21 protein-coding genes and 1 tRNA gene are annotated in these 23,244 nt (G+C 62.9%); 11 read left to right on the forward strand and 11 right to left on the reverse strand.

Annotation, left to right across the window (positions count from 1 at the left end; genetic code table 11):
- Positions 1–85 precede the first annotated feature (85 nt).
- The 6 genes from ACZ9A3_RS13195 to ACZ9A3_RS13220 form a co-directional block, all read right to left on the reverse strand.
- A complete protein-coding gene (locus tag ACZ9A3_RS13195) occupies positions 86–1,054 on the reverse strand; it encodes a DUF4880 domain-containing protein (protein ID WP_476252747.1) in 969 nt (322 codons plus the stop codon).
- A complete protein-coding gene (locus tag ACZ9A3_RS13200; RefSeq protein ID WP_045194157.1) occupies positions 1,051–1,554 on the reverse strand; it encodes a sigma-70 family RNA polymerase sigma factor in 504 nt (167 codons plus the stop codon). Before ACZ9A3_RS13200 ends, ACZ9A3_RS13195 begins: the two co-directional genes overlap by 4 nt.
- Before the next feature lie 160 nt (positions 1,555–1,714).
- Positions 1,715–2,527 (reverse strand): class I SAM-dependent methyltransferase, encoded by an 813-nt coding sequence (locus ACZ9A3_RS13205; RefSeq protein WP_476252748.1) that lies wholly within the window; start codon positions 2,525–2,527, stop codon positions 1,715–1,717.
- A gap of 164 nt (positions 2,528–2,691) precedes the next feature.
- Complete coding sequence (locus ACZ9A3_RS13210; RefSeq protein ID WP_476252749.1) at positions 2,692–4,896, reverse strand: OsmC domain/YcaO domain-containing protein; 2,205 nt, start codon at positions 4,894–4,896, stop codon at positions 2,692–2,694.
- Between the two features lie 233 nt (positions 4,897–5,129).
- The gene (locus ACZ9A3_RS13215) at positions 5,130–5,609 is read right to left on the reverse strand and encodes a DUF1842 domain-containing protein (protein ID WP_258593955.1); all 480 of its coding nucleotides are present in this window, start codon (positions 5,607–5,609) and stop codon (positions 5,130–5,132) included.
- A gap of 19 nt (positions 5,610–5,628) precedes the next feature.
- Positions 5,629–6,228: a DUF1842 domain-containing protein gene (locus ACZ9A3_RS13220; RefSeq protein ID WP_213603980.1), complete on the reverse strand. Its 600-nt coding sequence runs from the start codon at positions 6,226–6,228 to the stop codon at positions 5,629–5,631.
- 446 nt (positions 6,229–6,674) lie between these two features.
- Here ACZ9A3_RS13220 and ACZ9A3_RS13225 point away from each other — a divergent pair, with 446 nt between their 5' ends.
- The gene (locus tag ACZ9A3_RS13225; RefSeq protein ID WP_476252750.1) at positions 6,675–7,670 is read left to right on the forward strand and encodes an AraC family transcriptional regulator; all 996 of its coding nucleotides are present in this window, start codon (positions 6,675–6,677) and stop codon (positions 7,668–7,670) included.
- On the opposite strand, the gene ACZ9A3_RS13230 is transcribed toward ACZ9A3_RS13225, so the two are convergent.
- Positions 7,658–9,577, reverse strand: a complete 1,920-nt coding sequence (locus tag ACZ9A3_RS13230; protein ID WP_476252751.1) for a tyrosine-protein phosphatase — start codon at positions 9,575–9,577, stop codon at positions 7,658–7,660. The genes ACZ9A3_RS13225 and ACZ9A3_RS13230 overlap by 13 nt on opposite strands.
- Positions 9,578–9,588: 11 nt before the next feature.
- Here ACZ9A3_RS13230 and ACZ9A3_RS13235 point away from each other — a divergent pair, with 11 nt between their 5' ends.
- The 7 genes from ACZ9A3_RS13235 (at position 9,589) to ACZ9A3_RS13265 (ending at position 17,573) form a co-directional block, all read left to right on the forward strand.
- The gene (locus tag ACZ9A3_RS13235) at positions 9,589–10,419 is read left to right on the forward strand and encodes a histidine phosphatase family protein (RefSeq protein WP_476252752.1); all 831 of its coding nucleotides are present in this window, start codon (positions 9,589–9,591) and stop codon (positions 10,417–10,419) included.
- Positions 10,420–10,548: 129 nt separating this feature from the next.
- Positions 10,549–10,962, forward strand: a complete 414-nt coding sequence (locus tag ACZ9A3_RS13240; RefSeq protein ID WP_476252753.1) for a hypothetical protein — start codon at positions 10,549–10,551, stop codon at positions 10,960–10,962.
- A gap of 11 nt (positions 10,963–10,973) precedes the next feature.
- The gene (locus tag ACZ9A3_RS13245) at positions 10,974–11,246 is read left to right on the forward strand and encodes a barstar family protein (protein ID WP_476252754.1); all 273 of its coding nucleotides are present in this window, start codon (positions 10,974–10,976) and stop codon (positions 11,244–11,246) included.
- Between the two features lie 193 nt (positions 11,247–11,439).
- Positions 11,440–13,116 (forward strand): MFS transporter, encoded by a 1,677-nt coding sequence (locus tag ACZ9A3_RS13250; RefSeq protein ID WP_093381417.1) that lies wholly within the window; start codon positions 11,440–11,442, stop codon positions 13,114–13,116.
- A 149-nt stretch (positions 13,117–13,265) separates the two neighbouring features.
- A complete protein-coding gene (locus tag ACZ9A3_RS13255; protein ID WP_476252755.1) occupies positions 13,266–15,683 on the forward strand; it encodes a glucose/quinate/shikimate family membrane-bound PQQ-dependent dehydrogenase in 2,418 nt (805 codons plus the stop codon).
- Between the two features lie 103 nt (positions 15,684–15,786).
- Positions 15,787–17,052 (forward strand): carbohydrate porin, encoded by a 1,266-nt coding sequence (locus ACZ9A3_RS13260; RefSeq protein ID WP_476252756.1) that lies wholly within the window; start codon positions 15,787–15,789, stop codon positions 17,050–17,052.
- A gap of 89 nt (positions 17,053–17,141) precedes the next feature.
- Positions 17,142–17,573 carry an MAPEG family protein gene (locus tag ACZ9A3_RS13265; RefSeq protein WP_093381410.1) on the forward strand — a complete coding sequence of 144 codons (432 nt, stop codon included), beginning with the start codon at positions 17,142–17,144 and terminating at the stop codon, positions 17,571–17,573.
- A gap of 49 nt (positions 17,574–17,622) precedes the next feature.
- Here the strand turns inward: ACZ9A3_RS13265 and ACZ9A3_RS13270 are convergent.
- The 4 genes from ACZ9A3_RS13270 to ACZ9A3_RS13285 form a co-directional block, all read right to left on the reverse strand.
- A tRNA-Gln gene (locus ACZ9A3_RS13270) sits at positions 17,623–17,697 on the reverse strand.
- Positions 17,698–17,970: 273 nt separating this feature from the next.
- Complete coding sequence (locus ACZ9A3_RS13275) at positions 17,971–19,206, reverse strand: saccharopine dehydrogenase family protein (RefSeq protein ID WP_093381407.1); 1,236 nt, start codon at positions 19,204–19,206, stop codon at positions 17,971–17,973.
- Positions 19,207–19,233: 27 nt separating this feature from the next.
- The gene (gene nspC, locus ACZ9A3_RS13280; protein ID WP_045195650.1) at positions 19,234–20,331 is read right to left on the reverse strand and encodes a carboxynorspermidine decarboxylase; all 1,098 of its coding nucleotides are present in this window, start codon (positions 20,329–20,331) and stop codon (positions 19,234–19,236) included.
- Between the two features lie 114 nt (positions 20,332–20,445).
- On the reverse strand, positions 20,446–21,069 hold the full coding sequence (locus tag ACZ9A3_RS13285; RefSeq protein ID WP_476252757.1) for a LysE family translocator: 624 nt from the start codon (positions 21,067–21,069) through the stop codon (positions 20,446–20,448).
- A gap of 154 nt (positions 21,070–21,223) precedes the next feature.
- Between ACZ9A3_RS13285 and ACZ9A3_RS13290 the strand changes: the two genes are divergently transcribed.
- The 3 genes from ACZ9A3_RS13290 to ACZ9A3_RS13300 all read left to right on the forward strand — a co-directional run bounded on the left by ACZ9A3_RS13290 (position 21,224) and on the right by ACZ9A3_RS13300 (position 23,238).
- Positions 21,224–21,676, forward strand: a complete 453-nt coding sequence (locus tag ACZ9A3_RS13290) for an Lrp/AsnC family transcriptional regulator (protein ID WP_093381402.1) — start codon at positions 21,224–21,226, stop codon at positions 21,674–21,676.
- A 77-nt stretch (positions 21,677–21,753) separates the two neighbouring features.
- Positions 21,754–22,590, forward strand: coding sequence for an AraC family ligand binding domain-containing protein (locus tag ACZ9A3_RS13295; RefSeq protein WP_476252758.1), 837 nt, complete (start codon positions 21,754–21,756; stop codon positions 22,588–22,590).
- Positions 22,591–22,641: 51 nt separating this feature from the next.
- On the forward strand, positions 22,642–23,238 hold the full coding sequence (locus ACZ9A3_RS13300; RefSeq protein ID WP_093387475.1) for a LysE family translocator: 597 nt from the start codon (positions 22,642–22,644) through the stop codon (positions 23,236–23,238).
- Positions 23,239–23,244: the final 6 nt, after the last annotated feature.

Here is a 23,244-nt window from a genome sequence, read left to right on the forward strand (position 1 = left end):
GGTGGGCATGGCGCTGGCTGTTCAGCGCTTTCCCTTGTCTTGATGCGCGAAGCAAGAAAACCTGCCAACGCCAATGAACATTATTTCAGGCCGGGACAACGCTGGCCCAGTAACCCAGCAGCCGCTGCACGCGAACCGGCAACACCTGGGTGATCAGCTCAAGGCTGGCATCGGGTTGATCAAGGGAGAACGAGCCGCTGAGCTGCAGCCCGGCAACCTGCGGATCGCAACGCAGCACGCCGGGGCGGTAGCGGTCGAGCTCGGCCAGCAGTTCGGCCAGCGGCATGCGCTGCGCCACCAGCAGGCCCTGGGTCCAGGCCTGCGCGCCCGCTGCCAGTGGCAGCAACGGCCCGGCCCGGGTGCTGCTGTAAAGCTGTTGCCAGCCGGCCTGCAGGGTCAAGCCTGAGTCCTGCCCATGCTCGACCTGCACGGTGCCCTTGAGCATCTGCACCAGCGTCGCGCTGGGTTGCCGGCTGACCACCAGGCGCGACAGTGCCGCTGGCCGTACCCGGGCCTCGCCCGTGCGCAGGCTGACGCTGGTGCCCTGCCCCACCTCCAGCAATACCCGCCCACGGTTCAAAGTCAGCACCCGGACGCCATCGAGCAAATCACTGTCCAGGGCGCTACGGGTATCCAGTTGCAGCGCCAGCCCCGAGGCCAGGGTCCAGTTGCGGCGCTCGCCGGTGGCAGTGGCGTAATCGCTGAACAGGCCCGGCAGCACACTGCGCTGCTGTACCCCGTAGCCACTGGCGATCAGTACGCCACCGGCGACCAGGCTCTTGAGGACTGCCCTGCGCGAAGGCAGCGAACGCGCCTCAAGCAGGCTGCGCGCGCCCGCCGCCGACAAACCGCAGGTGCCTTCTCGCAGGCCTTGGCCGATACCACTGAGCCGCTGCCAGGCCAGTTCATGGGCCGCGCTTTCCTGGCGCCAGCGCTGGCAGGCGAGTTGCTCGGCATCGCAGCTCACCCCCGATTGCAGGCGCACCATCCACAGCATCGCCTGTTCCAGAACGTGCGGGTCAAGGCGCGGCTCGGCTGCGGGCATCGGCTTCATTCGCCGTGCACGGCAGCGTAGCAATGCCGATAGGCCTTGAGCATGGCCTTCTGCACGACATTGACGCTCAGGCCCAGGCGCTCGGCGATCTGCGGGTAGGTCAGGCCATCGAGCTGGGACAGCAAAAACACCTCCCGCACCCGGCTGGCCAGGCCATCGAGCACTTGGCCGACGGCGTCCAGCGCCTCGAGCACCAGCACCCGGGTTTCTTCCGACGGCTGATGCTGCGGCTCAAGCTGAGCCAGGCTTTGCAGGTAGGCACGTTCAAGCGCCTGGCGGCGAAAATGCTGCAGGCACAGGCGGCTGGCGATGGTGCCAAGGTACGCCCGCGGCTCGCGCAGCAGTGGCGGCACCTCGCTGCGCAGAAGCTTTACGAAGGTGTCCTGGGCCAGGTCCAGCGCCTGCTCGCGATTGCCCAGCTTGCGCCGCAGCATGGCCACCACCCAGCTGTGATGCTGCAGATACAGCGCGCCAACATCGTGAGGGCTGGACGGGGGCATGGACGGGATCTCCTGGCAGCTAAGGAAAGCCGTGCATGGTAATACTTCTCATTCATTTACTACTACTGGTTTTGCTTTGCTCGACCATGAAACAACACAACCGACCGTTTCGCGGGGCAAGGCCCGCTCCCACCGCTTGCGCGCAGGACCTGCGATGATTTCAGCGGCGGCTGATGACCACCTCAAGGTACTCGCTCGGCACCACCAGCGATGCACCTCCCGCCACGTTGTTGTCGTTCAGCAGTTGGGTCAAGTCGCTTTCCAGCGCGCGGGCCTGGTCGCTGTCGAGCGAGGCAAACGCCTTGTGCACCGGCCCGTACCAGGTTCTGAATACGTCGATGAAGTGCGCCGGCGAACGATAGCGAAAGTTGAAGTGTTCGCGGCTGACCTTGATCGCACCGATGTCGTCGCCGAACAAATTGTGCAACTGCTCTTCATCGCCCCAGCGCGACGGCGGTTGTGCACCGGCCGGTGGCGGCACGTGACGGCCGAGGGTCTTGAACATCTGCCCGATAAAACCTTGCGGGGTCCAGTTGGCCAGGCCGATGCGCCCGCCCGAACGACATACGCGACCCAGTTCCCTGGCCGCCTGCGCCTGGTCGGGGGCGAACATCACGCCAAAGGTCGAGACCACGGCGTCGAAGGCGCCATCGGCAAACGGCAAGGCTTCGACATCGGCCACTTGGAAGGCCACGTTGAGGTGCTCGGCCCGGGTGCGCTCCTCGCCGCGCTTGAGCAGTTCGGGCACGTAGTCGGTGGAGGTCACCTGACAGCCACGGCGGGCGGCGGCCAGGGTGACATTGCCGTTGCCGGCGGCGACATCCAGGACCTTTTCGTCCCAGCGCAGGTCGCAGGCTTCGGCCAGGCGCTCGCCAACCAGTTGCAAGGTGGTGCCAATCACCGCGTAGTCGCCGCTGGCCCACGCCGCCTGCTGGCGCGCCTTTAACGCATGCAAATCCAGGGGTGTGCTCATGGTCTGCACCTGATGAGGTTGTTCACACGAACGCTCAGCTAAACGCCAACCCCCGCCTGCGGCAAGCGCCAGCGTTTGAGCGGCAAGACCGGTTGGCTACATGGCTATAACCTGTGCGCATAAACCAAAACAGCACCCGAAGGTGCTGTTTTTGCTGGCGCCTTTTAGCGCGACAAATTGGCCACTTTGGCCCGCGCCGCGTGCAGTTTCTTGTAGCTGTCGATCAGACGCTGGTGACGGTCTAGGCCTTCGAGCTTCATGCTGGTCGGCGTCAGGCCATGGAAGCGCACGCTGCCGTCCACCGAGCCGAGCACCGCGTCCATGCGCGGGTTGCCAAACATACGGCGGAAGTTGGCTTCGTAATCGGCCAGCTCCAGCTCGTCGTCCATGGCCACTTCGAGCACCACGTTCACCGCCTGGTAGAACAGGCCGCGCTCGACGGTGTTGTCGTTGAACTGCAGGAAGGTTTCGACCAGCTCCTTGGCCGGCTCGAACTGCTGCAGGGCCAGGTGGATCAGCAGCTTCAGTTCGAGGATGGTCAGCTGGCCCCAGGCGGTGTTGTCGTCGAACTCGACGCCGATCAGGGTGGTGATGTCGGTGTAATCATCAAGCTCGCTTTCTTCCAGGCGCTCGACCAGCGACTGCAGTTGCTCGTCATCCAGGCGGTGCAGGTTGAGGATGTCCTCACGGAAGAACAGCGCCTTGTTGGTGTTGTCCCAGATCAGGTCGTCCACCGGGTAGATTTCCGAATAGTCCGGCACCAGGATGCGGCAGGCGGTGGCACCCAGGTGCTGGTACACCGCCATGTACACCTCTTTGCCCATGTCTTCGAGGATGCCAAACAGCGCCGCGGCTTCTTCGGCGTTGGCGTTTTCACCCTCGGCAGAGAAGTCCCATTCGACGAACTCGAAGTCGGCCTTGGCGCTGAAGAAGCGCCACGAGACCACACCGCTGGAGTCGATGAAGTGCTCGACAAAGTTGTTCGGCTCGGTCACCGCGTGGCTTTCGAAGGTGGGCTGCGGCAGGTCGTTGAGGCCTTCGAAACTGCGGCCCTGCAGCAGCTCGGTGAGGCTGCGCTCCAGCGCCACTTCAAAGCTTGGGTGGGCGCCGAACGAGGCGAACACGCCGCCAGTGCGCGGGTTCATCAAGGTCACGCACATCACCGGGAAGGCGCCGCCGAGCGAGGCGTCCTTGACCAGCACCGGGAAACCCTGCTCTTCCAGGCCCTGGATACCGGCGAGAATGCCCGGGTACTTGGCCAGCACCTCCTGCGGTACGTCCGGCAGGGCCAGCTCGCCTTCGAGGATTTCACGCTTGACCGCGCGCTCGAAGATCTCCGACAGGCATTGCACCTGGGCCTCGGCCAGGGTGTTGCCGGCGCTCATGCCGTTGCTCAGGTACAGGTTCTCGATCAGGTTGGAGGGGAAGTACACCACCTCGCCGTCGGACTGGCGCACAAACGGCAGCGAGCAGATACCACGCTCGATATTGCCCGAGTTGGTGTCGTACAGGTGCGAGCCGCACAGCTCGCCATCGGGGTTGTAAATCTCGCGGCAGTATTCGTCGAGGATCTCCGCCGGCAGCGCATCTTTATGGCCTGGCTTGAACCAGCGCTCGTCGGGGTAATGGACGAATTCGGCGTTGGCGATGTCTTCGCCCCAGAACTGATCGTTGTAGAAGAAGTTGCAGTTGAGCCGCTCGATGAACTCGCCCAGCGCCGAGGCCAGCGCGCCCTCTTTGGTGGCGCCCTTGCCGTTGGTGAAGCACATCGGCGACTGCGCATCGCGAATGTGCAGCGACCAGACATTGGGCACGATGTTGCGCCACGAGGCGATCTCGATCTTCATCCCGAGGCCGGCGAGAATCCCCGACATGTTGGCGATGGTCTGCTCCAGTGGCAGGTCCTTGCCGGCGATGAAGGTGCTGGTGTCCGAGGACGGGTCGAGCATCAGCAGCGCCTGGGCGTTGGCGTCGAGGTTTTCCACTTCTTCGATGACGAAGTCGGGGCCGGTCTGCACAACCTTTTTCACCGTGCAGCGGTCAATGGAACGCAGGATGCCCTGGCGGTCTTTCTCGCTGATATCGGCCGGCAACTCGACCTGGATCTTGAAGATCTGCTTGTAGCGGTTCTCCGGGTCGACAATGTTGTTTTGCGACAGGCGGATGTTATCGGTGGGGATATCGCGGGTCTGGCAGTACAGCTTGACGAAGTACGCCGCGCACAGGGCCGACGAAGCCAGGAAGTAATCGAACGGCCCCGGTGCCGAGCCATCGCCCTTGTAGCGGATCGGTTGATCGGCCACCACCGTGAAGTCATCGAACTTGGCTTCAAGTCGAAGGTTGTCGAGAAAGTTAACCTTGATTTCCATGCGGGAATACCATACGAGCAAAACGATTTGGCCGCCATTATCCGGGTTTTCGCCGGGAAGTCTTGTGCCTGACGCAATTACTCGGGCAAACCCGCCACGAAGCACTCAAAGTCATCGCCCTGCTGAATCGGCAGCCATCGTCAGCGTTGTCGCCGATGCAGCCTTGTTTGGCAGCGCCTGGATGCAGTCGATAAGCAGCCCGGGCTACCGGGCTGCCCTCTTGTCACGCGCCTTTACGCGCTTTCCAGCTGACCAATCGCCGCCTGCAGGCGGCTGCGGCTACGTTCGCTGACGTCCTTCTGGCTCTGGTGAGTCTCGGTCGGCGCCTGGCGTACGTTGGCATGCGCTACCACTTGCCAGCCGCCGCCATCCAGGCGCAGGTAGCGATAGCTGGCGGTGCCGCTGGCCCACTTGGCATCAAGGATTCCGTGCAGATGGAAAGTCTGCTCCAGGGTACTGAACGGGCCGCTGGGGCTGCCGGTGAGGTTGATAACAATATGGCCCTCACCTTTGAGGCCGAGCTTGAGGTCCGAGTAATCCCCCCAGACATCGGCATGGAAGTTCAGCGGCGGGTAGGTGGCAGCAAAGATGCTGGCCACGCCGGTGATCTTCTTGTGCACGGTGTTGACCAACAGATCGAGGGTCAGCACGGGGGCGCCGAGCAGGCCGGTGCGTACGTTGAGACGGGTGTGGAACAGTCCGATTGCGGGCATGGTACGACTCCTTGTCTGGTCAGGCGCGGCTGGACTTGCCGGCTTTGCCGGAAGCGCTCTTGGTCGAATCGATGGCGGTGTTCAGGGCTACGCCCGCATCACCGGCCGCCAGGGCCTTGAGGTGGGCGACATCGCCGGTAGCAATGGCCGCCTCCAGGGTCGCGGTGTGCAATAGCGCCTGGATGTCCTGATTACCGAAGGCCTTGATACGGGTGTCTTCGCGGTGCGCTGGCGCCTCGACCACGATCCATTGCCCCTGGTTATTCAGGTAGCGGTAACCGGCCTGGCCTTTCTGCCAGTCCGAGCCCACCGCCAGGTGCAGGCTGAAGATGATCGGCGAATTGGCCGTCGGGCCGCCGTGGTTACCTTGCAGGGTGATAAGGATATTGCTCGGGCTCGGCGGCAGGAACAGCTGGTAGCTGTAGGTGCCCCAGACGTCCAGGTTCAGGTCCAGTGGCGGGTTGGTGGCCTGGGTGAGCTGGGCGCTGCCGCGCAGGGTGCGGTCAGACGGATGCACCAGCAAATCGAGAACCAGGCGCTGGGCGCCGGGTGCATCGGTGCCGATGACGTAGGACAGGGGGAAGAGTCCTATTACAGGTGCTTGTAGTGAGTCAGTCATGGTGCCTCCATTGCAAACAATGAGTGGAAACAAGCGCGTGGCTGTTTCTGGCGGGCGACTTCCTTGGCGCACAGTTGGATGCAGGCGAACGGCGTCGCAACCTCCGCGCTGCGTCACGCGCAGATTGCCTGCGGCGAAGACGCTGCGGTCCGGTACGGCCATGCCCGATTGGGTACGGTTTACCGAGGTGCAACGGGTATGAAACCCTCCCTGGGCGCATAGCTGCCTGCCTGGCAGCCCAGATCAGTTAAGCAGGGAAATACGGGCTGGCCAGAGGGTGGTGGCAAAAGTGCATTATGTCCGACAAATGGTTGGCCAGCCTGGGTAAAGCACCCTGTTATCCCCCATATGGGTCACGCCGCTGTCACGTCCAGCTGCTAGCCTCTTGATGTTTTGCTGCCCCGAAACCTCTCGCACGCCAGGTGACCCCGAAGGTGTACTCAAGCATGACCCGCAAACAGATCATCCTGCGCTCAGACAGCATGCACAGCGACGACTTCGGCGCAGTGTTCAGCAGCCTGTTCGGCAACCTGTACGCCGATATCCCACCGCTGCCCGGTAACATCAACATCGGTGGCGTCTATGGCCGCCATGACGGCGTGAGTTTTCGACGCATGCATTACCGCGGTGACTTCACTTTCTGCTTTCCCGAGTCACAGGATGAAATCACCTTCGTCATTCCCTCCTCCGGGACCCTGATCCTTAACCCCGATCGTGACGCGGCGGGTTTTCGGCACATGGGCCTGGCGATCGACAAGGCCGATGTACGCTCGATGCGCTTGATGGATGATCACGACCAGTGCGGTATCTCGATCCGCCGGGCGCTGTTTACCGAGCGGCTGGCAACGCTGCTGGGCAAGCCGATTCTCGGCAGGTTGTATTTTGAGCCTGTGGTGCCGCTGGCCCACCTGCAGGGCATCAGGGCCCTGGTGGAGCTGGCCACCGGCAGCCAGTTCGACCTGCTGCTGCACGCCGGGGCGCTGATGCCGGCGCGCCTGCAGGAAATGCTCGTCGATGCGCTGCTCGAAATCTGGCCGCACAACTTCAGCCAGGCCCTGCAGCGCCCGGCGCCGATGATCGCGCCGCGACATGTGAAGCTGGCCATCGAGTACCTTCAGGCCCATCCGCACAGCCAGGTGAGCGGCACCGAGCTTGCGCGAATGTGCAACGTCAGCCTGCGTGCCTTGCAGGACGGTTTTCGGCGTTTCATGGGTTTGTCGATCGTCGCCTACCAGCGCCAACTGCGCCTGGAACACGCGCACCATGCACTGCGCCAACGCGGCGCGGCGTCGGTCACCGAGGTGGCGCTGGCGTCTGGCTTCAGCAATGTCGGCAGGTTCTGTCAGTACTTTCACAGTGCCTTCGGCGTCAGCCCTGCCGACGTGCGCAACGGCGCGGGCCAGCGGCGCAGGGCTGGCCCGGCTGGAAGTCAGAACAAGTAGCTGGCCTTGAGGCTGGCACTGGCGCCGTGGCTGTCACCGCCGCTGCTGGCGCCGGCTTCGGCAGCGAAGCTCAGCGCCCCCAGGCTGACCATCAGGTTGACCCCGGCAGTGAACTGGTCGCGGTTGTCGAAGGCGGCGCGCTGTTCGATGTCAAGGCCCAGCAGGTGGCCCTGGCTGTCGACCTGGTGATCGCCCAGCACATGCTCGTAGCCCAGCTGCACGCCCGGCACCAGTTGCCAGCCCGCCAGGTCAATGGCGCCGAGTGCAACATCGAGGTTGGCGAATGCGCTGCGCCGGGTTTGCTGGATGCCATCGACCTCAAGGGCCAGTTCGCTGCCTTTTTCGTTAAAGCCCGAGAGGTCCAGGTGACTGATGCGCAGGCCCAGGCTTGGCTCCAGCATGATGGCACTGGATGGCATGCGATAGCCCAGGGCCAGGCTGGCGCCGCTGAGGGTGCCATGGCTGTCGCCCTTGGCCGCGCCCAGCCCACCGCCAAGCTCGCGCTTACTGGTGTAATCGAGCCAGCCGGCACTGAGGCCGGCATCGACGAACAGGCCACGCTCAAGCCCCGCCGGAGCGTAGCGCGCACCTGCCTTGAACAAGGTCAGGTCGGTGTCCGCCTCACCGCCCGCGCCGCCGACATTGCCACGGCTGTAGCCAAAACCGGCGTGGCCGCTGAACTGCTCGGAAAAGCGCTGGGTCAGGCCGATCATCAGGCCCTGGCTGTGCTCGTTGCTGCTGGCGGCATGGCTTGAACCGTCGGTGCCCAGGTAGCTGGCCAGGGCAGTACTCCACAACCGGTACTGGCCAACCTTAAGCTCAATGCCGCGGCTGTAAGGCGCGGCGGCGCGGTCGATCAGCGCGCCCTGGCGCAACAGGTAGCTGGCGGCGTCGGCATGCACCTGGCCGCCGACGGTCGACTCGACGCCAGCCAGGTCACCGGCATCGATCGCCGACTGCAGGTAGTAGTTGTAGGCGCTGTAGGTGCCCGACAGGCTGCTGTCCTGCAACTGCTGCAACAGCTGCGCGCCGGCCGCAGCGTTGCCGAGCAGGCCCAACTGGCCGGGCAGGCTGTTGTAGGACACCATCTTGGCCCTCAGTACGTAGATCGTCTCCTGAGACAAGCCCAGGCCCTCTTTGAGGTAGTTGTCCATGCTGCCGTACTGCGCGGTGACCTGGTCGAGGCCGGCTTGCAGGTAGCTGGCGTCCACTGCCAGCAGCGGCGCATAGATCGCCGCCATGCTCGCCGGCATGTGCGCCAGTGTCGCCGCCACGCGTGCGGCGGTGTAGTCGTTGGTGGCCAGGTAGTTGTCCATGATCGTCGCGCTGTCGACCCCGGCAATGCTCAGCAATACTGCGGCGGTCCAACCAGTGCGGTCCTTGCCGGCGGTGCAGTGGAACAGCGCCGCACCATCGCCCGCCGCCAGTTCGTTGAACAGCGTGGTGAACTGCCCACGCATACCGGCATCGTTGACGAAGGCGCGGTTGGTCTCCTGCATCATGGCAATGGCATCGGCGGCACTGGTGAAGCTGACGCGGGTGATATCGGCGCCGGAGGTGTTGTTGCCGATGATGTCGATGTTGCGATAGCGCGCGGCCTCGATCAGGGTGTCGGGGGTGGCGGCAATCTCGTCCGGCGTGCGCAGGTCGTAAATCGCCTTGATACCCAGGCCGTTGAGCGTGGCCAGGTCAGCTGGCGACGGCGTCAGGGCGTTGGAGCGGTAGAACACGCCGCTGCGCATCGTGCCGTCGTGGGCAGTGGAATAGGCATGGGTGGTGCCGGCGATATCGCGAAAGTTGTCGATACGCGCCAGGCGCGGGGTATCCAGCGGCACACTTTCTGCGGCCTGGGCGGCGGCGATGGACAGGCTCAAAACGGACAGCGAACACAACAGTCGTTGATACACGATGCAGCCTCATGGAAGTCACGTTGGGCTGGCTACTATTGCGGGCTGACCTGCGACTTAATATTGCAAAAAGCCCGGATTGGCGAATCGCTGCGCGATCTGTCCGGGGCATGCGTTTTTTGTCCGTATTGCGTCGTACTTGCGGCGTTTTATCGCTGCAAACTGCCAGTTCTGGCACAATCGCCGGCCTGGCAGCGAACACTTACGAATGGAAGAAAAGTGAACTACCTATGAAGCGGTATTACATTGTTACCCACGGACAGGCGCAACATCACATCGATAACCTTGTCGGCGGCTGGTTTGATTCCAGGCTAACGCCTAAAGGGATCGAACAGGCCCAGGCCCTGGCCAGTTTTTTTACGGCCCAGGGGTTTTCAAAAAGCCCGGCAATTTACTCTTCTGACCTGCTGCGTTGTAAAGAGACCGCAACAATAGTTGCCGATGCCCTGGGGCTTGAGCCGAACCTCGACGCACGGTTGCGCGAGATGTCGTTCGGCAGTCATGAGGGCATGGAGCAGGCGCTGCATGACAGCATCATGAAACCTTGCGCCGAGAAACCCGGCGAGCGCATGGACCATGCCATCTGCGACGGGGCTGAAACCCGTCGGCAATTCGCACGTCGAATTTACGACTTTGTCGCAACGCTGGATGCTGAGGTTGAATGCGCAATTATCGTAACCCACGGCTTTGCCGCCAGTTTCCTGATTAGCGCGTTACAACGCGTGCCGGTCGAGAGCATGGCGTTTATCTCGTTCAAAATGTCTGCAGGCGGTGTGTCGGAGTTGATAGAGGATGATCTGTTCAAGAACGTCACCCTGACAAAGTTGAATATGCAGGTTTAGTTGTTGGCCAGACATTTTCGTTGGCTTTAGGAGCTGGCTTGCCAGCGATCGAGCGCGCAGCGGTCGTAATCCTGAACATCGATCACTGATAACCTGCAGCCCCTTTCCGGCCAGCCCGCAAGGCAGATTATGGACAATCCAGACCACTACCCCTTCCACCTCTTCGCCGCCACCTTCGAAAGCGAAACGCACGCCCGCCAGTTCGCTTTCGAGCAATGGCAACCCGAGCCGCCCGCCAGCGCGAGTGCTGCCGAATTCGCCGCCTGGGAAGATCGCAATCCGTCCTGGCAGCTTGCCCAGGAGCTTGAGTGGTTCATGGATTCGGACTTCGTCGAGCTGGATGAGTCGCTGGAATATGTGCAGAGCCTGATGGCCGACGAGGCGCAGAAAGCGCAATTGTGTTCCCGGTCTCTGGACGCTTTCAGTCACTTCATCATCGTCGGCGACAACGCCATTTACGGCGACCGCCGCTCAGCAGATCACTCCCATTCGCGCCAGCCACAAAGCACCGCCACGCTCACCTACCTGGGGCATTTCAATTGAGCCGGGTGCGGGTGGTAAGGATTGATCTGGGCCAGGTGACCAGCGCCAGGCAATTGCATCACCTGTTAAGGGACTCCCTCGGTTTTCCCGAATGGTATGGCTGTAACTGGGATGCCTTCTGGGATGCGATCAGCGGACTTGTACAGATGCCTCGACAGTTGCAGCTCAGTGGCTGGGAGGCTTTTGCCAGGCGCTTGCCCAGAGACGCCGAACTGATGCAGAAGTGCCTGGCCACGCTGCAGGCCGAGTATCCGCAGATGGCCTCTGAAGTGCTGTTCGAGTGAGTGATCCCCACACTCGCTGATGCTGGCGAGTGGATATCCAGACAAACCTGATTATGCTTCAAGAAACCTTGCAGCAATGCGAGGCCGTCAGTCTGTGTTCATGATTTGCGCAATCCGATGACATCACCCTAAGGCCTGGGTGCGGCAAGGACAGTGGGAACTCCGGCCTACAAGCACAAGACGGAGAAGACTCATGGCGGCAATCGACAATACAACCACGGGCAGCGCGCCCAAACGCGGGATCACCAAGGAAGAGCGCAAGGTGATTTTCGCCTCCTCCCTGGGCACGGTGTTCGAGTGGTATGACTTCTACCTCTACGGCTCGCTCGCCGCGATCATCGCCAAGCACTTCTTCGCCGGGGTCAACGAGACCACGTCGTTCATCTTCGCCCTCCTCGCCTTCGCCGCAGGCTTTGCCGTACGGCCGTTCGGCGCGATTGTGTTCGGCCGGCTAGGGGACATGATCGGGCGCAAGTACACCTTTTTGATCACCATCGTGATCATGGGTATCTCCACCGCCGTGGTTGGTTTGCTGCCCGATTACGCCACCATCGGCGTGGCCGCGCCGGTCATCCTGATCACCCTGCGCCTGCTCCAGGGCCTGGCCCTGGGCGGTGAGTATGGCGGTGCGGCAACCTACGTCGCCGAGCATGCGCCCAAGGGCAAGCGCGGTTACTTCACCTCGTGGATTCAGACCACCGCCACCCTGGGGCTGTTTCTGTCGCTGCTGGTGATCCTCGCCTGCCGAACCATTCTCGGCACCGAGGCGTTCGAGGCCTGGGGCTGGCGGATCCCGTTTTTGCTGTCGATCCTGCTGCTGATCGTCTCGGTGTACATCCGCCTGCAACTGAGCGAGTCGCCGGTGTTCCAGAAGATGAAGGCCGAGGGCAAGGCCTCGAAGGCGCCGCTGACCGAGTCGTTCGCCCGCTGGGACAACCTCAAGATCGTCATCATGGCCCTGCTCGGCGGCACCGCCGGCCAGGCGGTGGTGTGGTACACCGGGCAGTTCTACGCGCTGTTCTTCCTGTTGCAGATGCTCAAGATCGACCCGCAGACCGCCAACCTGCTGATTGCCGGCTCACTGCTGATCGGTACGCCGTTCTTCATCCTGTTCGGCAGCCTTTCGGACCGCATCGGCCGCAAGGGCATCATCATGGCCGGCTGCATCATCGCCGCGCTGACCTACTTCCCGATCTTCAAGGCGCTGACCGAATACGGTAACCCCGACGTGTTCATCGCCCAGGAGAAGAACCCGGTGACGGTGGTGGCCGACCCCAACCAGTGCTCGTTCCAGTTCGACCCGGTGGGCAAGGCCAAATTCACCAGCTCCTGCGACCTGGCCAAGAGCGTGCTGGCGAAAAAAGCCATCCCCTACGCCAACGTCAAGGCAGAGCCGGGCAGCGTCGCGCAGATCCATATCGGCGACAAGGTGCTGCAAAGCTTTGAAGGCACCGGCATGCCGGCCGCCGATTTCAAGGCGCAGAACGACGCCTTCATCGCCACCCTGGGCACGGCCCTGAAAGATGCCGGCTACCCGGAAAAAGCCGACCCGGCCAAGACCAACTACCCGATGGTGTTGCTGCTGCTGACCATCCTGGTGATCTACGTGACCATGGTCTACGGGCCGATCGCCGCCTGGCTGGTGGAGCTGTTCCCCACGCGCATCCGCTACACTTCGATGTCACTGCCCTACCACATCGGCAACGGCTGGTTCGGCGGCTTCCTGCCAACCGTGGCCTTTGCCATGGTCGCCGCCACCGGCGACATCTACTACGGGCTTTGGTACCCGATCGTCATCGCGGTGATGACGGCGATTCTCGGCACCTTCTTCCTGCCGGAAACCAAGGACCGCGACATCACTGATACTTAAGTCTGATACCCGCCCTCTCCCCCAGCGGGAGAGGGCATTTGCCCTGATTTCAGCGCCAATGCAGCCCTTGCCGAATTATGTACCAACTTGTTAATTAGCTTGCTAAGGGTATAACATTCGGCCACTCCCCCCTTCGAGTTCTTTTCGATATGACGCACTCACCGCGCGCCAACGGCGCCTCAACATTCATCCTGGTTGGCCTGGGCGTGATCATCGCCCTGCTCGGCCTTGCGCTCGCCGCCGGTGGCGTGAAGCTGGTCAGCCTCGGTGGTTCCTGGTACTTCCTGCTCGGCGGCCTGCTGATGGCGCTTTCCGGGCTGCTGATCGCCCGCCGCAAACTGGCCGGGGCCTGGCTGTTTGCCGCCTTTGTGCTCGGCACCGCGATCTGGGCCGTGGCCGATGTCGGCCTGGTGTTCTGGCCGCTGTTCTCGCGCTTGTTCATGTTCGCCGCGATGGGCCTGGCGGTGACGCTGGTGTACCCGCTGCTCAAGCGTGCCGCCGGCGCCACGCCAGGTCGTGGTGCCTATGGCCTGGCCGCAGTGCTGGCAATCGCCCTGGCGGTGGCGGCCGGCAATATGTTCGTCGCCCACCCAAGCGTTGCCCCCACCGGTGACGGCCCGGGCCTGACCGCGGTCGACCCGGCCAACGCGCAAAAAGACTGGGCCCACTACGGCAACAGCGAAGGCGGCAGCCGCTTCGCCGCCCTGGACCAGATCAACCGCAGCAACGTCGACAAGCTGAAAGTGGCCTGGACCTACCACACCGGTGACGTCGCCATCAGCGATGGCAACGGTGCCGAAGACCAGCTGACGCCGCTGCAGGTTGGCAACAAGGTGTTCATCTGCACCCCGCACAACAACCTGATCGCCCTCGATGCCGACACCGGCAAAGAGCTGTGGAAGAACCCGATCAACGCCAAGTCGGCAGTCTGGCAGCGTTGCCGCGGCATGGCCTATTTCGATGCCAGCGCGCCGATCGCCCAACCGACCCAGCCCAACAGCACCCCGATCATCGCCGCCAGCGTGCCGGCCGGTGCCAACTGCCAGCGCCGCCTGCTGACCAACACCATTGACGCCCGCCTGATCGCGGTCGACGCCGACACCGGTGAGTTCTGCCAGGGCTTTGGCAACAATGGCCAGGTCGACCTCAAGGCCGGCCTGGGCAATGTCCCGGACGCGTTCTACCAATTGTCCTCGGCGCCGCTGATGGCCGGCACCACGGTGGTGGTCGGTGGCCGGGTTGCCGACAACGTCCAGACCGACATGCCAGGCGGCGTGATCCGCGGCTTTGACGTGATCAGCGGGCAGATGCGCTGGGCCTTCGACCCGGGCAACCCGCAAGATCGCAATGCGCCGACTGGCGACAACACCTACGTGCGCAGCACCCCCAACAGCTGGGCACCGATGTCCTATGACCCGGCGATGAACACCCTGTTCCTGCCGATGGGCAGCTCGTCCACCGACATCTATGGCGTCGAGCGTACCGAGCTGAACCACAAGTACGGCGCTTCGGTGCTGGCCCTGGACGCGACCAGCGGCGAAGAGAAGTGGGTGTACCAGACCGTGCACAACGACCTCTGGGACTTCGACCTGCCGATGCAGCCAAGCCTGATCGACTTCACCACGGCCGACGGTCAGTCGGTGCCGGCGTCGGTCATCGGCACCAAGGCCGGGCAGATCTACGTGCTCGACCGCGCCAGCGGCAAGCCGCTGACCGAAGTAGTCGAGACCCCGGTCAAGCCGGGCAACATCCCCGGCGAGCCGTACTCGCCGACCCAGCCTAAATCGGTGGGCATGCCGCAGATCGGCGCCCAGCAACTGACCGAGTCGGACATGTGGGGCGCCACCCCGTATGACCAGCTGCTGTGCCGCATCGACTTCAAGAAGATGCGCTACGACGGCCTGTACACCGCACCGGGCACCGACCTGTCGCTGAGCTTCCCGGGCTCGCTGGGCGGCATGAACTGGGGCAGCATCTCCACCGACCCGGTGCATGGTTTTATCTTCGTCAACGACATGCGCCTGGGCCTGTGGATTCAGATGATCCCGTCGCAGAACAAAGGCCAGGCCGCCTCCGGGGGTGAAGCGCTGAACACCGGCATGGGCGCGGTACCACTCAAGGGCACGCCGTATGCGGTGAACAAGAACCGCTTCCTGTCGGTGGCCGGCATTCCGTGCCAGGCGCCGCCCTTCGGCACCCTCACTGCCATCGACATGAAGACCCGCAAGGTTGCCTGGCAAGTGCCGGTCGGCACCGTCGAAGACACCGGCCCACTGGGCATCCGCATGCACCTGCCGATCAAGGTTGGCCTGCCGACCCTCGGCGGCACCCTGTCGACCCAGGGCGGCCTGGTGTTTATCGCCGGCACCCAGGACTTCTACCTGCGCGCGTTCAACAGCGCCAACGGTGAAGAAGTGTGGAAAGCCCGCCTGCCGGTCGGCAGCCAGGGCGGCCCGATGACCTATGTGTCGCCGAAAACCGGCAAGCAGTATGTGGTCATCACCGCCGGTGGTGCGCGTCAGTCGACGGACCGTGGCGACTATGTAATGGCCTACGCGCTGCCGTAAATCGCATCGCCCTCATCGCGGGTCAAGCCGGCTCCCACAGAAGCTGTGGGAGCGGGCTTGACCCGCGATGGGACTTTTACCGAACTCCCAGGAATACCCCGCAATGCCCCGCGCTTCTCGCATCACCCCTGCCCTGCTCCTGGCCCTGGCCAGCACCACGGCCCTGGCCGACGACCTGATGACCCGCAACACCCTGACCGGCGACTGGGGCGGCCTGCGCCATCAGCTCGACGAACAGGGCATCAAGTTTACTGGCGACTACAGCGGCGAAACCGCCTACAACGCCGATGGCGGCCTGCACCGCTCGGCGCGTTACTCGCAGAACCTCAAGCTGGGCGTGCAGTTCGACCTGGGCAAGCTGTACGGCCTGGACAACGGCGGCAAAGTCCAGCTGACGATCAACGACCGCCGCGGCAACAGCGCCTCCGAAGACCTGGTGGGCAACCGCCTGCCGATCCAGGAAAACTACGGCGGCCTTTACACCCGCCTGACTGAACTGAGCTACGAGCGCACCCTGTTCACCCCGGCGCTGAACCTCAAGCTCGGCTACATGGCCATGGGCAACGACCTCGGCGGCCTCGACAGCGGCATCCTCTGCAACTTCATGAACGCCGGTTTCTGCGGCCATCCGCTGAACATGTCCGGCGGCAGCGGCTGGACCAACTACCCCAACGCGCACCTGGGCGTGCGGGTCAAATACGACCTGTCGCCGGCCTGGCAACTGCGCGTGGCGGCGTTCAACGTCGACCCCGAAAGCAACGGCAACTCCAGCCGCGCCTGGCACCTGGGCCCCAAGCACACCACCGGCACCGTGGTTCCGGTGGAGCTGGTGTACAAGCTGGCCGGCGAACTGCCGGGTGAGTACAAGCTCGGTTACTACTACGACAGCTCCGATGTGAAACGCATTGGCAGCGACAAAGAGGTGTCCGGCCGCAGCGGCCATTACCTGCTGGTGGACCAGGCCGTCTGGGCCTCGCAGAGCTCCGAGGGCCGCAGCCTGCATGCCTTCGGCCAGTACTCGGCCGCCAGCGCCGCCGCCTCGCCATTCAGCAAGTGGTATGGCGCAGGCGTGGTGCTGTACAAGCCGTTCGAAGGCCGCCCGCGTGACACGCTTGCCTTCGGCTATGGCCGCGCCGTGCCCAACCCGCGCAGCCGTGATGTGCAGCAAGACGCCGCCGTGGCCGCAGGGGTTGCCTACCCCAACCTGGACAGCGCCGAGCAGTTGATTGAACTGAGCTACGGCTACCAGGCCACCCCGTGGCTGACCCTGCGCCCGGATGTGCAATACATCATCGAGCCGGGGGCGTTTTCCGCTGAGAACATCGACAACGCGCTGGTGTTCGGCCTGCAGGTCAAAGCCACGTTCTGAGCCTTGCTGACACCGGTGAGCGCCGGTTGGTCTATACGCGCCCGGGCAATCCGGGCGATGATCGCGCTCCCGGTTTTCAAGGATTGAAGATGAATACGCTGCTTTCCATCTACGCGCTGTGCGTGGTCGTGCTGTTTGTGAAGATGCTGGCGATCTCCTGCTACCAGGGCTTCTATCGCATCAGCCGCCTGACCTTCAAGAACCCCGAAGACGCCGGCCTGGTCGGCCGCCCGCCGAGCGCCGAGGAACTGCCGCAGGTCGCCCGTGCGGCTCAGGCCTGGGCCAACGATCTGGAGAACATTCCGCTGTTTTTCGTGCTCGGCGCGCTGTGCCTGGTATTCAACCCACCGCTCATGCTCACGGCCGGGCTGATGCTGTTGTTCACCGTCGCCCGCCTGCTGCACACAGTGTGCTTTCTGGCCCGCTGGCAACCGTGGCGCACGATCGCCTACGCCGTGGCAATCGTCTGCCTGTTGGCGATGGCGGCGCTGGTCAGCATGGGCGCCCTGCGGCATTTCTGATCGGGCTTGCCAGGAAGTTCTTAAGTATTGGGAATTTGCAACGAGAAAATGGCAGGGGCGGCTGGATTCGAACCAACGCATGGCAGGATCAAAACCTGCTGCCTTACCGCTTGGCGACGCCCCTGTAATTGTAGCGATGAGTGCCTGGCACTCGCTTGCGATGATGCAGCGTGGTGCAACCTGGGAAGTTGCGGGCCGCCTGCGCTGCCAGCCGGTGAAGGCCGTTGCAAGAATGGCCGGCAATTTAACAAACTTGATTGCATCTGGGAAGCCCCCAGGCAAACAAATTGTTGTTAAAACAGCCACTTACTCTGAATCGAGGCGCCAGGTCGGCGCCTCGACCGTTCACCGGCTACGCCCGACAAGGCGCAACCGGTGTTTTACCGCCGCAAGAAACTCAGTTCCACGGACGGTCGCCGTTCTCGTCTTTGACCCGAGTCGGCAGGCCCATCACATCCAGCGCCTTGAGGAACGGCTCGGCTGGCAGCTCCTCGACGTTGACCATGCGCTGCACGTCCCACTCGCCACGGGCAACCAGCAGCGCTGCTGCTACGGGTGGTACGCCTGCGGTGTAGGAAATACCCTGGCTGTCGGTTTCGGCGTAGGCCTCTTCGTGGTCCGCTACGTTGTAGATGAACACTTCACGCGGCTGGCCGTCCTTGGTGCCCTTGACCAGGTCGCCGATGCAGGTCTTGCCGGAGTAACCCGGAGCCAGCGAGGCAGGATCCGGCAGCACGGCCTTGACCACTTTGAGCGGTACCACTTCAAGGCCTTCGGCGGTCTTGACCGGTTGCTCGCTGAGCAGGCCAAGGTTTTTCAGCACGGTGAAGACGTTGATGTAGTGCTCGCCGAAGCTCATCCAGAAACGCACGTTCGGCACGTCGAGGTTCTTCGACAGCGAGTGCACTTCGTCGTGGCCGGTCAGGTACAGGTTCTGCGAGCCGACTACCGGCAGGTCGTCGGTACGCTTGACTTCGAACATGGTGTTGCTGGTCCACTGGCTGTTCTGCCAGCTCCACACCTGCCCGGTGAACTCGCGGAAGTTGATTTCCGGGTCGAAGTTGGTGGCAAAGTACTTGCCATGGGATCCGGCATTGACGTCGAGGATGTCGATCGAATCAATGCTGTCGAAATACTGTTGCTTGGCCAGGGCGGCATAGGCGTTGACCACGCCCGGATCGAAGCCCACGCCAAGAATGGCGGTAACGTTCTTTTGTTGGCACTCTTCGAGGTGTTTCCACTCGTAGTTGCCATACCAGGGCGGCGTCTCGCAGATCTTGCCCGGTTCTTCGTGAATGGCGGTGTCCAGGTAGGCCACGCCAGTATCGATGCAGGCACGCAGCACCGACATGTTGAGGAAAGCGGAACCGACGTTGATGACGATTTGCGATTCGGTTTCGCGGATCAGCGCTTTGGTCGCTTCGACGTCCAGCGCATTCAGCGCGAAGGCCTTGATTTCTGCGGGCTGCTTGAGGCTACCCTTGGCCTTGACGCTGTCGATGATGGCCTGGCATTTGGAGATGTTGCGCGACGCGATAGCAATACGACCGAGTTCGTCGTTGTGCTGCGCGCACTTGTGGGCCACCACCTTGGCGACACCTCCTGCACCAATGATAAGAACGTTCTTCTTCAATTTCTCTTGCTCTCCTTTACTGCCAGCTTACGACAGGCTGGACAAGTAGTCTTCGAAACCAAACTCACGAACCAGCTCGACACTACCGTCGAGTTGTTTCACTACGATGGACGGCATTTTCAGGCCGTTGAACCAGTTTTTCTTGACCATGGTGTAACCCGCTGCGTCAACAAACGACAGCCGATCGCCGATGGCCAGCGGACGATCGAATTGGTATTCGCCGAAAATGTCGCCGGCGAGGCAGGATTTGCCGCATACCATGTAGGTGTGTTCGCCCTCGCTTGGCGCCAGCTTGGCGTTCAGGCGGTAGATCAGCAGGTCGAGCATGTGTGCTTCGATCGAGCTGTCGACCACGGCCAGGTGCTTGCCGTTGTAGAGGGTGTCGAGCACGGTAACTTCCAGCGAGGCGCTCTGGGTGATCGCCGCTTCGCCCGGCTCCAGGTAAACCTGCACGCCGTACTTCTCGGAGAAGGCTTTCAGGCGCGCGCAGAAGGCGTCGATTGCATAGCCTTCGCCGGTGAAGTGGATACCGCCGCCAAGGCTGACCCACTCGACCTTGTGCAGCAGGTGACCGAAGCGCTCTTCGATGGTGCACAGCATCTGGTCGAACAGGCCGAAGTCGCCGTTCTCGCAGTTGTTGTGGAACATGAAACCGGAGATCTTCTCGATGACGGCCTCGACCTTCACCGGGTCCCACTCGCCCAGGCGGCTGAACGGGCGCGCCGGGTCGGCCAGCAGGTAGTCGGAGCTGCTCACCTGCGGGTTGACGCGCAGGCCGCGGACCTTGCCTTCAGACTGTTCGGCAAAACGCTCGAGCTGGCCGATGGAGTTGAAGATGATCTTGTCGCAGTTGTCGAGCATCTCTTCGATTTCATCGTCGGCCCAGGCCACGCTGTAGGCGTGGGCCTCGCCGGCGAACTTCTGGCGGCCGAGCTTGAGCTCGTACAGTGACGACGAGGTAGTGCCGTCCATGTACTGCTCCATCAGGTCGAACACCGACCAGGTGGCGAAGCACTTGAGTGCCAGCAGGGCCTTGGCCCCGGACTGCTCGCGCACGTAGGCGATCTTTTCCATGTTGCGCAGCAGCTTGGTTTTGTCGATGAGGTAGTACGGCGTTTTGATCATTTCGAGGCCCCCGGCCAGGCCGGCCAAAAAAAGGACACGCATTGTGCCTTCCCTTGTCTCAAGTCGAAAGAGCAAAAGCGCTTTTCCCTGGATCGGCGGTCAATTTCGGTGCATTCAACCGTGACCGAGCCATTGTTCGAGGAGCAAAACCGCAGCAATCACTACCATTGCCAGCCCCGACACCCGGCTGATCACCTGCGCCGCCGCTGGCCGCGCCTGCAATACCGCCTGGGAGCCAAAGCCCACCAGCAGGTAAACCACCGCGCAACTGCCGGCATGCACCAGGCCCAGGGTGACGATCTGTACCGGCACGGGCCAGGCGGCCGTGGCATCGGTGAACTGCGGCAGCAAGGCCAGAAACAGCAGGAACACCTTGGGGTTCAGACCACTGACGCAGACGCCCTTGAACGCCCAGCGTGCCCACGACGCCGACTGCTGCGCCAGCCCGGCCTGCGGCGCTGAAGGATGAACAAACATGTTGATGCCCAACCACAGCAAGTAGCCGCAACCGGCCACAGTCAGCAGGGTCAGGGCCATGGGGTTGCTGGCCACCAGCCCCCCTACCCCGGCGGCGACAATCAGGGTTGCCAGCAGATGGCCGAGCAGCAACCCGGCCACTGCCGGCACCACCACCCGCCCGCGCAACCCGGCGGAAATCGCGTAGGCCCAGTCCGCCCCCGGGGTAATCACCAACAATAACGACACCGCCCAGAACGCGGCCAGCATGTTCAAGGTCATGGCCACAGCTCCGGGTGCTGAATCTGGAATTTTCTTGCCTGCATGCTTGCCTCCGCTCGCTGATCTGACGTTGAGCGGGAGATTAGAGAAAAGCTGATAGGATTATCTTTCTAATATTCCAGAACTAACGGCCAGAACAGAAAGGTTCTTCCCCATGGACAGGATTGACCGCAAGATCCTTGCGCAGCTGCAAAACGACGGGCGCCTGTCGCTGACCGAACTGGCCGACCGGGTGGGCCTGAGCCTGTCGCCCTGTCACCGCCGGGTGCGCGCGCTGGAGCAATCCGGGGTGATTCAGGGCTACCGCGCGCAGTTGGCGCCGGGCGCCCTGGGGCTGAATTTTTCGGCCATGGTCTTCGTCACCTTGCGCGAAGGTGATCGCCAGGCGGTCAGCGCCTTCGAAGCGGCGCTGCAGGAGATTGCCCAGATCGTCGAAGCGCAGCGGCTGTTTGGTGATCCGGACTACCTGCTGCAGGTGGTCACCCGCGACCTGCCAGCCTTCCAGCAGTTGTACGACGAGCGACTGTCGGCCCTGCCCAATGTGCAGCGCCTGACCTCGACCCTGGTGATGAAACGGGTGATCGAGAACCGCTCGTTGCCGATGTAAGCCGCGTGCACAATTGTTCTAAACCCCGCCGCATAAACGGGTTATGGTCGTGCATGCCTCACTGCCCGGAGCCCGCCGTGCCCAGCCACAACTGGATCGATCTCGCCCAGGACGCCGACACCGGCATCGAGTCGGTGCGCGCGCATTTCAAAGGCCACGCCTATGACCCGCACTGGCATGACAGTTACCTGATCGGGGTCACCGAGCAAGGCGTGCAGCAGTTTCATTGCCGCCAGTTGCAGCACTTCAGCACGCCGGGCAAGGTATTTATGCTCGAACCTGGGGAACTGCACGACGGCCATGCGCCAACCGCGGACGGCTTCACCTACTCGATGCTCTACCTCGACCCGCAGTGGCTGGAGCGCGAGCTGCAAGCATTGTTCGAGCAGGCGCCAGCGGCTAGTCAGCCCAGTTTTGCCGATACCTTGAGTGGCGACCCGCAGCTGTGCGGGGCCATTGCCCGGGCCTTTCAGGCGTTGCATGGCGGTGAGCTGAAAATGCTCCGGCAGACGGCAATGGACGAGCTGCTCGGCTGCATGACCCGCCATACCCTGTGGCGCAAACGCATCGACCCCGACCCACGCCTGCCGCAGGTGGCGCGCAGGGCCCGCGAGTATCTGCACGCCCATTACACCGAGGACATTGGCCTGGTGGAGCTGGCCGAGGCCTGCCAGGTCGATCGCTTTCGCCTCAACCGTGCCTTCAAGAGCGCCTTTGGCCTGGCGCCCCATGCCTACCTGATCCAGCTGCGCCTGGCCAAGGCGCGCCGCTGGCTGGCACGTGGCGACAGCCCGGCAGTGGTCGCCGCCGCCCTCGGCTTTGCCGACCAGAGCCACCTGGGTCGCTGGTTCCGCCGCGCCTATCGACTCACACCTGCCGATTACCGTCGCCGCTGCGCAAAGCTTCCAGACTGAAAGCCCACCAGCCGGGAACATGGGGCTCCCCTGCACTGGAGTCCGATCATGTTGCCCAACCTGCTGCCTTTCGCCCTGTTCGCTTTTGTCGCCAGTATCACGCCTGGGCCGACCAATATCCTGATCCTCGGCCATGGCGCGCGCTTCGGTTTGCGCGCGACCCTGCCGCTGATACTCGGCGCCTGCCTGGCCGCCGCGCTAGTGGTGCTGCTGGTCGGCCTGGGGCTGGGTGAAGTGCTGCTGGCCTACCCGCGAGTGCAGCAACTGATGACTTGGCTCGGCGTGGCCTGGTTGAGCTGGCTGGGCTGGCAATTGCTCAATGCTGGCGCAGCACCGCTGGCCAGCCCCGACAGCCCCCGAGACCTGCGGGCCCGGGACGCGGCACTGTTGCAGTTGATCAACCCCAAGGTGTGGTTGATGGCGGTCGCGGTGCTCGGGGTTTTCAGCAGCGCCAGCGCGAACCCGTTGCAGGACAGGCTGCAACTGGCGCTCTTGTTTCTGCTCATCGCCCTGCCGTGCATGACCAGTTGGGCGCTGATGGGCGTCGGTAGCGCACGCTTGCTGCGCTCGCCGCAAAAGGCCCGGCGCTTCAATCAGCTGTTGGCGCTGCTGCTGATTGCCTCGGCCTGGCTGGCGGTGCTGGGATAGCCACGG

The organism is Pseudomonas sp. TE4620 (genome assembly GCF_056279045.1).

Excerpts from the sequence above, each read along its gene's own strand:
- ACZ9A3_RS13195 (WP_476252747.1), bottom strand. The coding sequence starts at position 1,054 with ATGAAGCCGATGCCCGCAGCCGAGCCGCGCCTTGACCCGCACGTTCTG.
- ACZ9A3_RS13200 (WP_045194157.1), bottom strand. The coding sequence starts at position 1,554 with ATGCCCCCGTCCAGCCCTCACGATGTTGGCGCGCTGTATCTGCAGCAT.
- ACZ9A3_RS13205 (WP_476252748.1), bottom strand. The coding sequence starts at position 2,527 with ATGAGCACACCCCTGGATTTGCATGCGTTAAAGGCGCGCCAGCAGGCG.
- ACZ9A3_RS13210 (WP_476252749.1), bottom strand. The coding sequence starts at position 4,896 with ATGGAAATCAAGGTTAACTTTCTCGACAACCTTCGACTTGAAGCCAAG.
- ACZ9A3_RS13215 (WP_258593955.1), bottom strand. The coding sequence starts at position 5,609 with ATGCCCGCAATCGGACTGTTCCACACCCGTCTCAACGTACGCACCGGC.
- ACZ9A3_RS13220 (WP_213603980.1), bottom strand. The coding sequence starts at position 6,228 with ATGACTGACTCACTACAAGCACCTGTAATAGGACTCTTCCCCCTGTCC.
- ACZ9A3_RS13225 (WP_476252750.1), top strand. The coding sequence starts at position 6,675 with ATGACCCGCAAACAGATCATCCTGCGCTCAGACAGCATGCACAGCGAC.
- ACZ9A3_RS13235 (WP_476252752.1), top strand. The coding sequence starts at position 9,589 with ATGGAAGTCACGTTGGGCTGGCTACTATTGCGGGCTGACCTGCGACTT.
- ACZ9A3_RS13240 (WP_476252753.1), top strand. The coding sequence starts at position 10,549 with ATGGACAATCCAGACCACTACCCCTTCCACCTCTTCGCCGCCACCTTC.
- ACZ9A3_RS13250 (WP_093381417.1), top strand. The coding sequence starts at position 11,440 with ATGGCGGCAATCGACAATACAACCACGGGCAGCGCGCCCAAACGCGGG.
- ACZ9A3_RS13255 (WP_476252755.1), top strand. The coding sequence starts at position 13,266 with ATGACGCACTCACCGCGCGCCAACGGCGCCTCAACATTCATCCTGGTT.
- ACZ9A3_RS13260 (WP_476252756.1), top strand. The coding sequence starts at position 15,787 with ATGCCCCGCGCTTCTCGCATCACCCCTGCCCTGCTCCTGGCCCTGGCC.
- ACZ9A3_RS13265 (WP_093381410.1), top strand. The coding sequence starts at position 17,142 with ATGAATACGCTGCTTTCCATCTACGCGCTGTGCGTGGTCGTGCTGTTT.
- nspC (WP_045195650.1), bottom strand. The coding sequence starts at position 20,331 with ATGATCAAAACGCCGTACTACCTCATCGACAAAACCAAGCTGCTGCGC.
- ACZ9A3_RS13285 (WP_476252757.1), bottom strand. The coding sequence starts at position 21,069 with ATGACCTTGAACATGCTGGCCGCGTTCTGGGCGGTGTCGTTATTGTTG.
- ACZ9A3_RS13290 (WP_093381402.1), top strand. The coding sequence starts at position 21,224 with ATGGACAGGATTGACCGCAAGATCCTTGCGCAGCTGCAAAACGACGGG.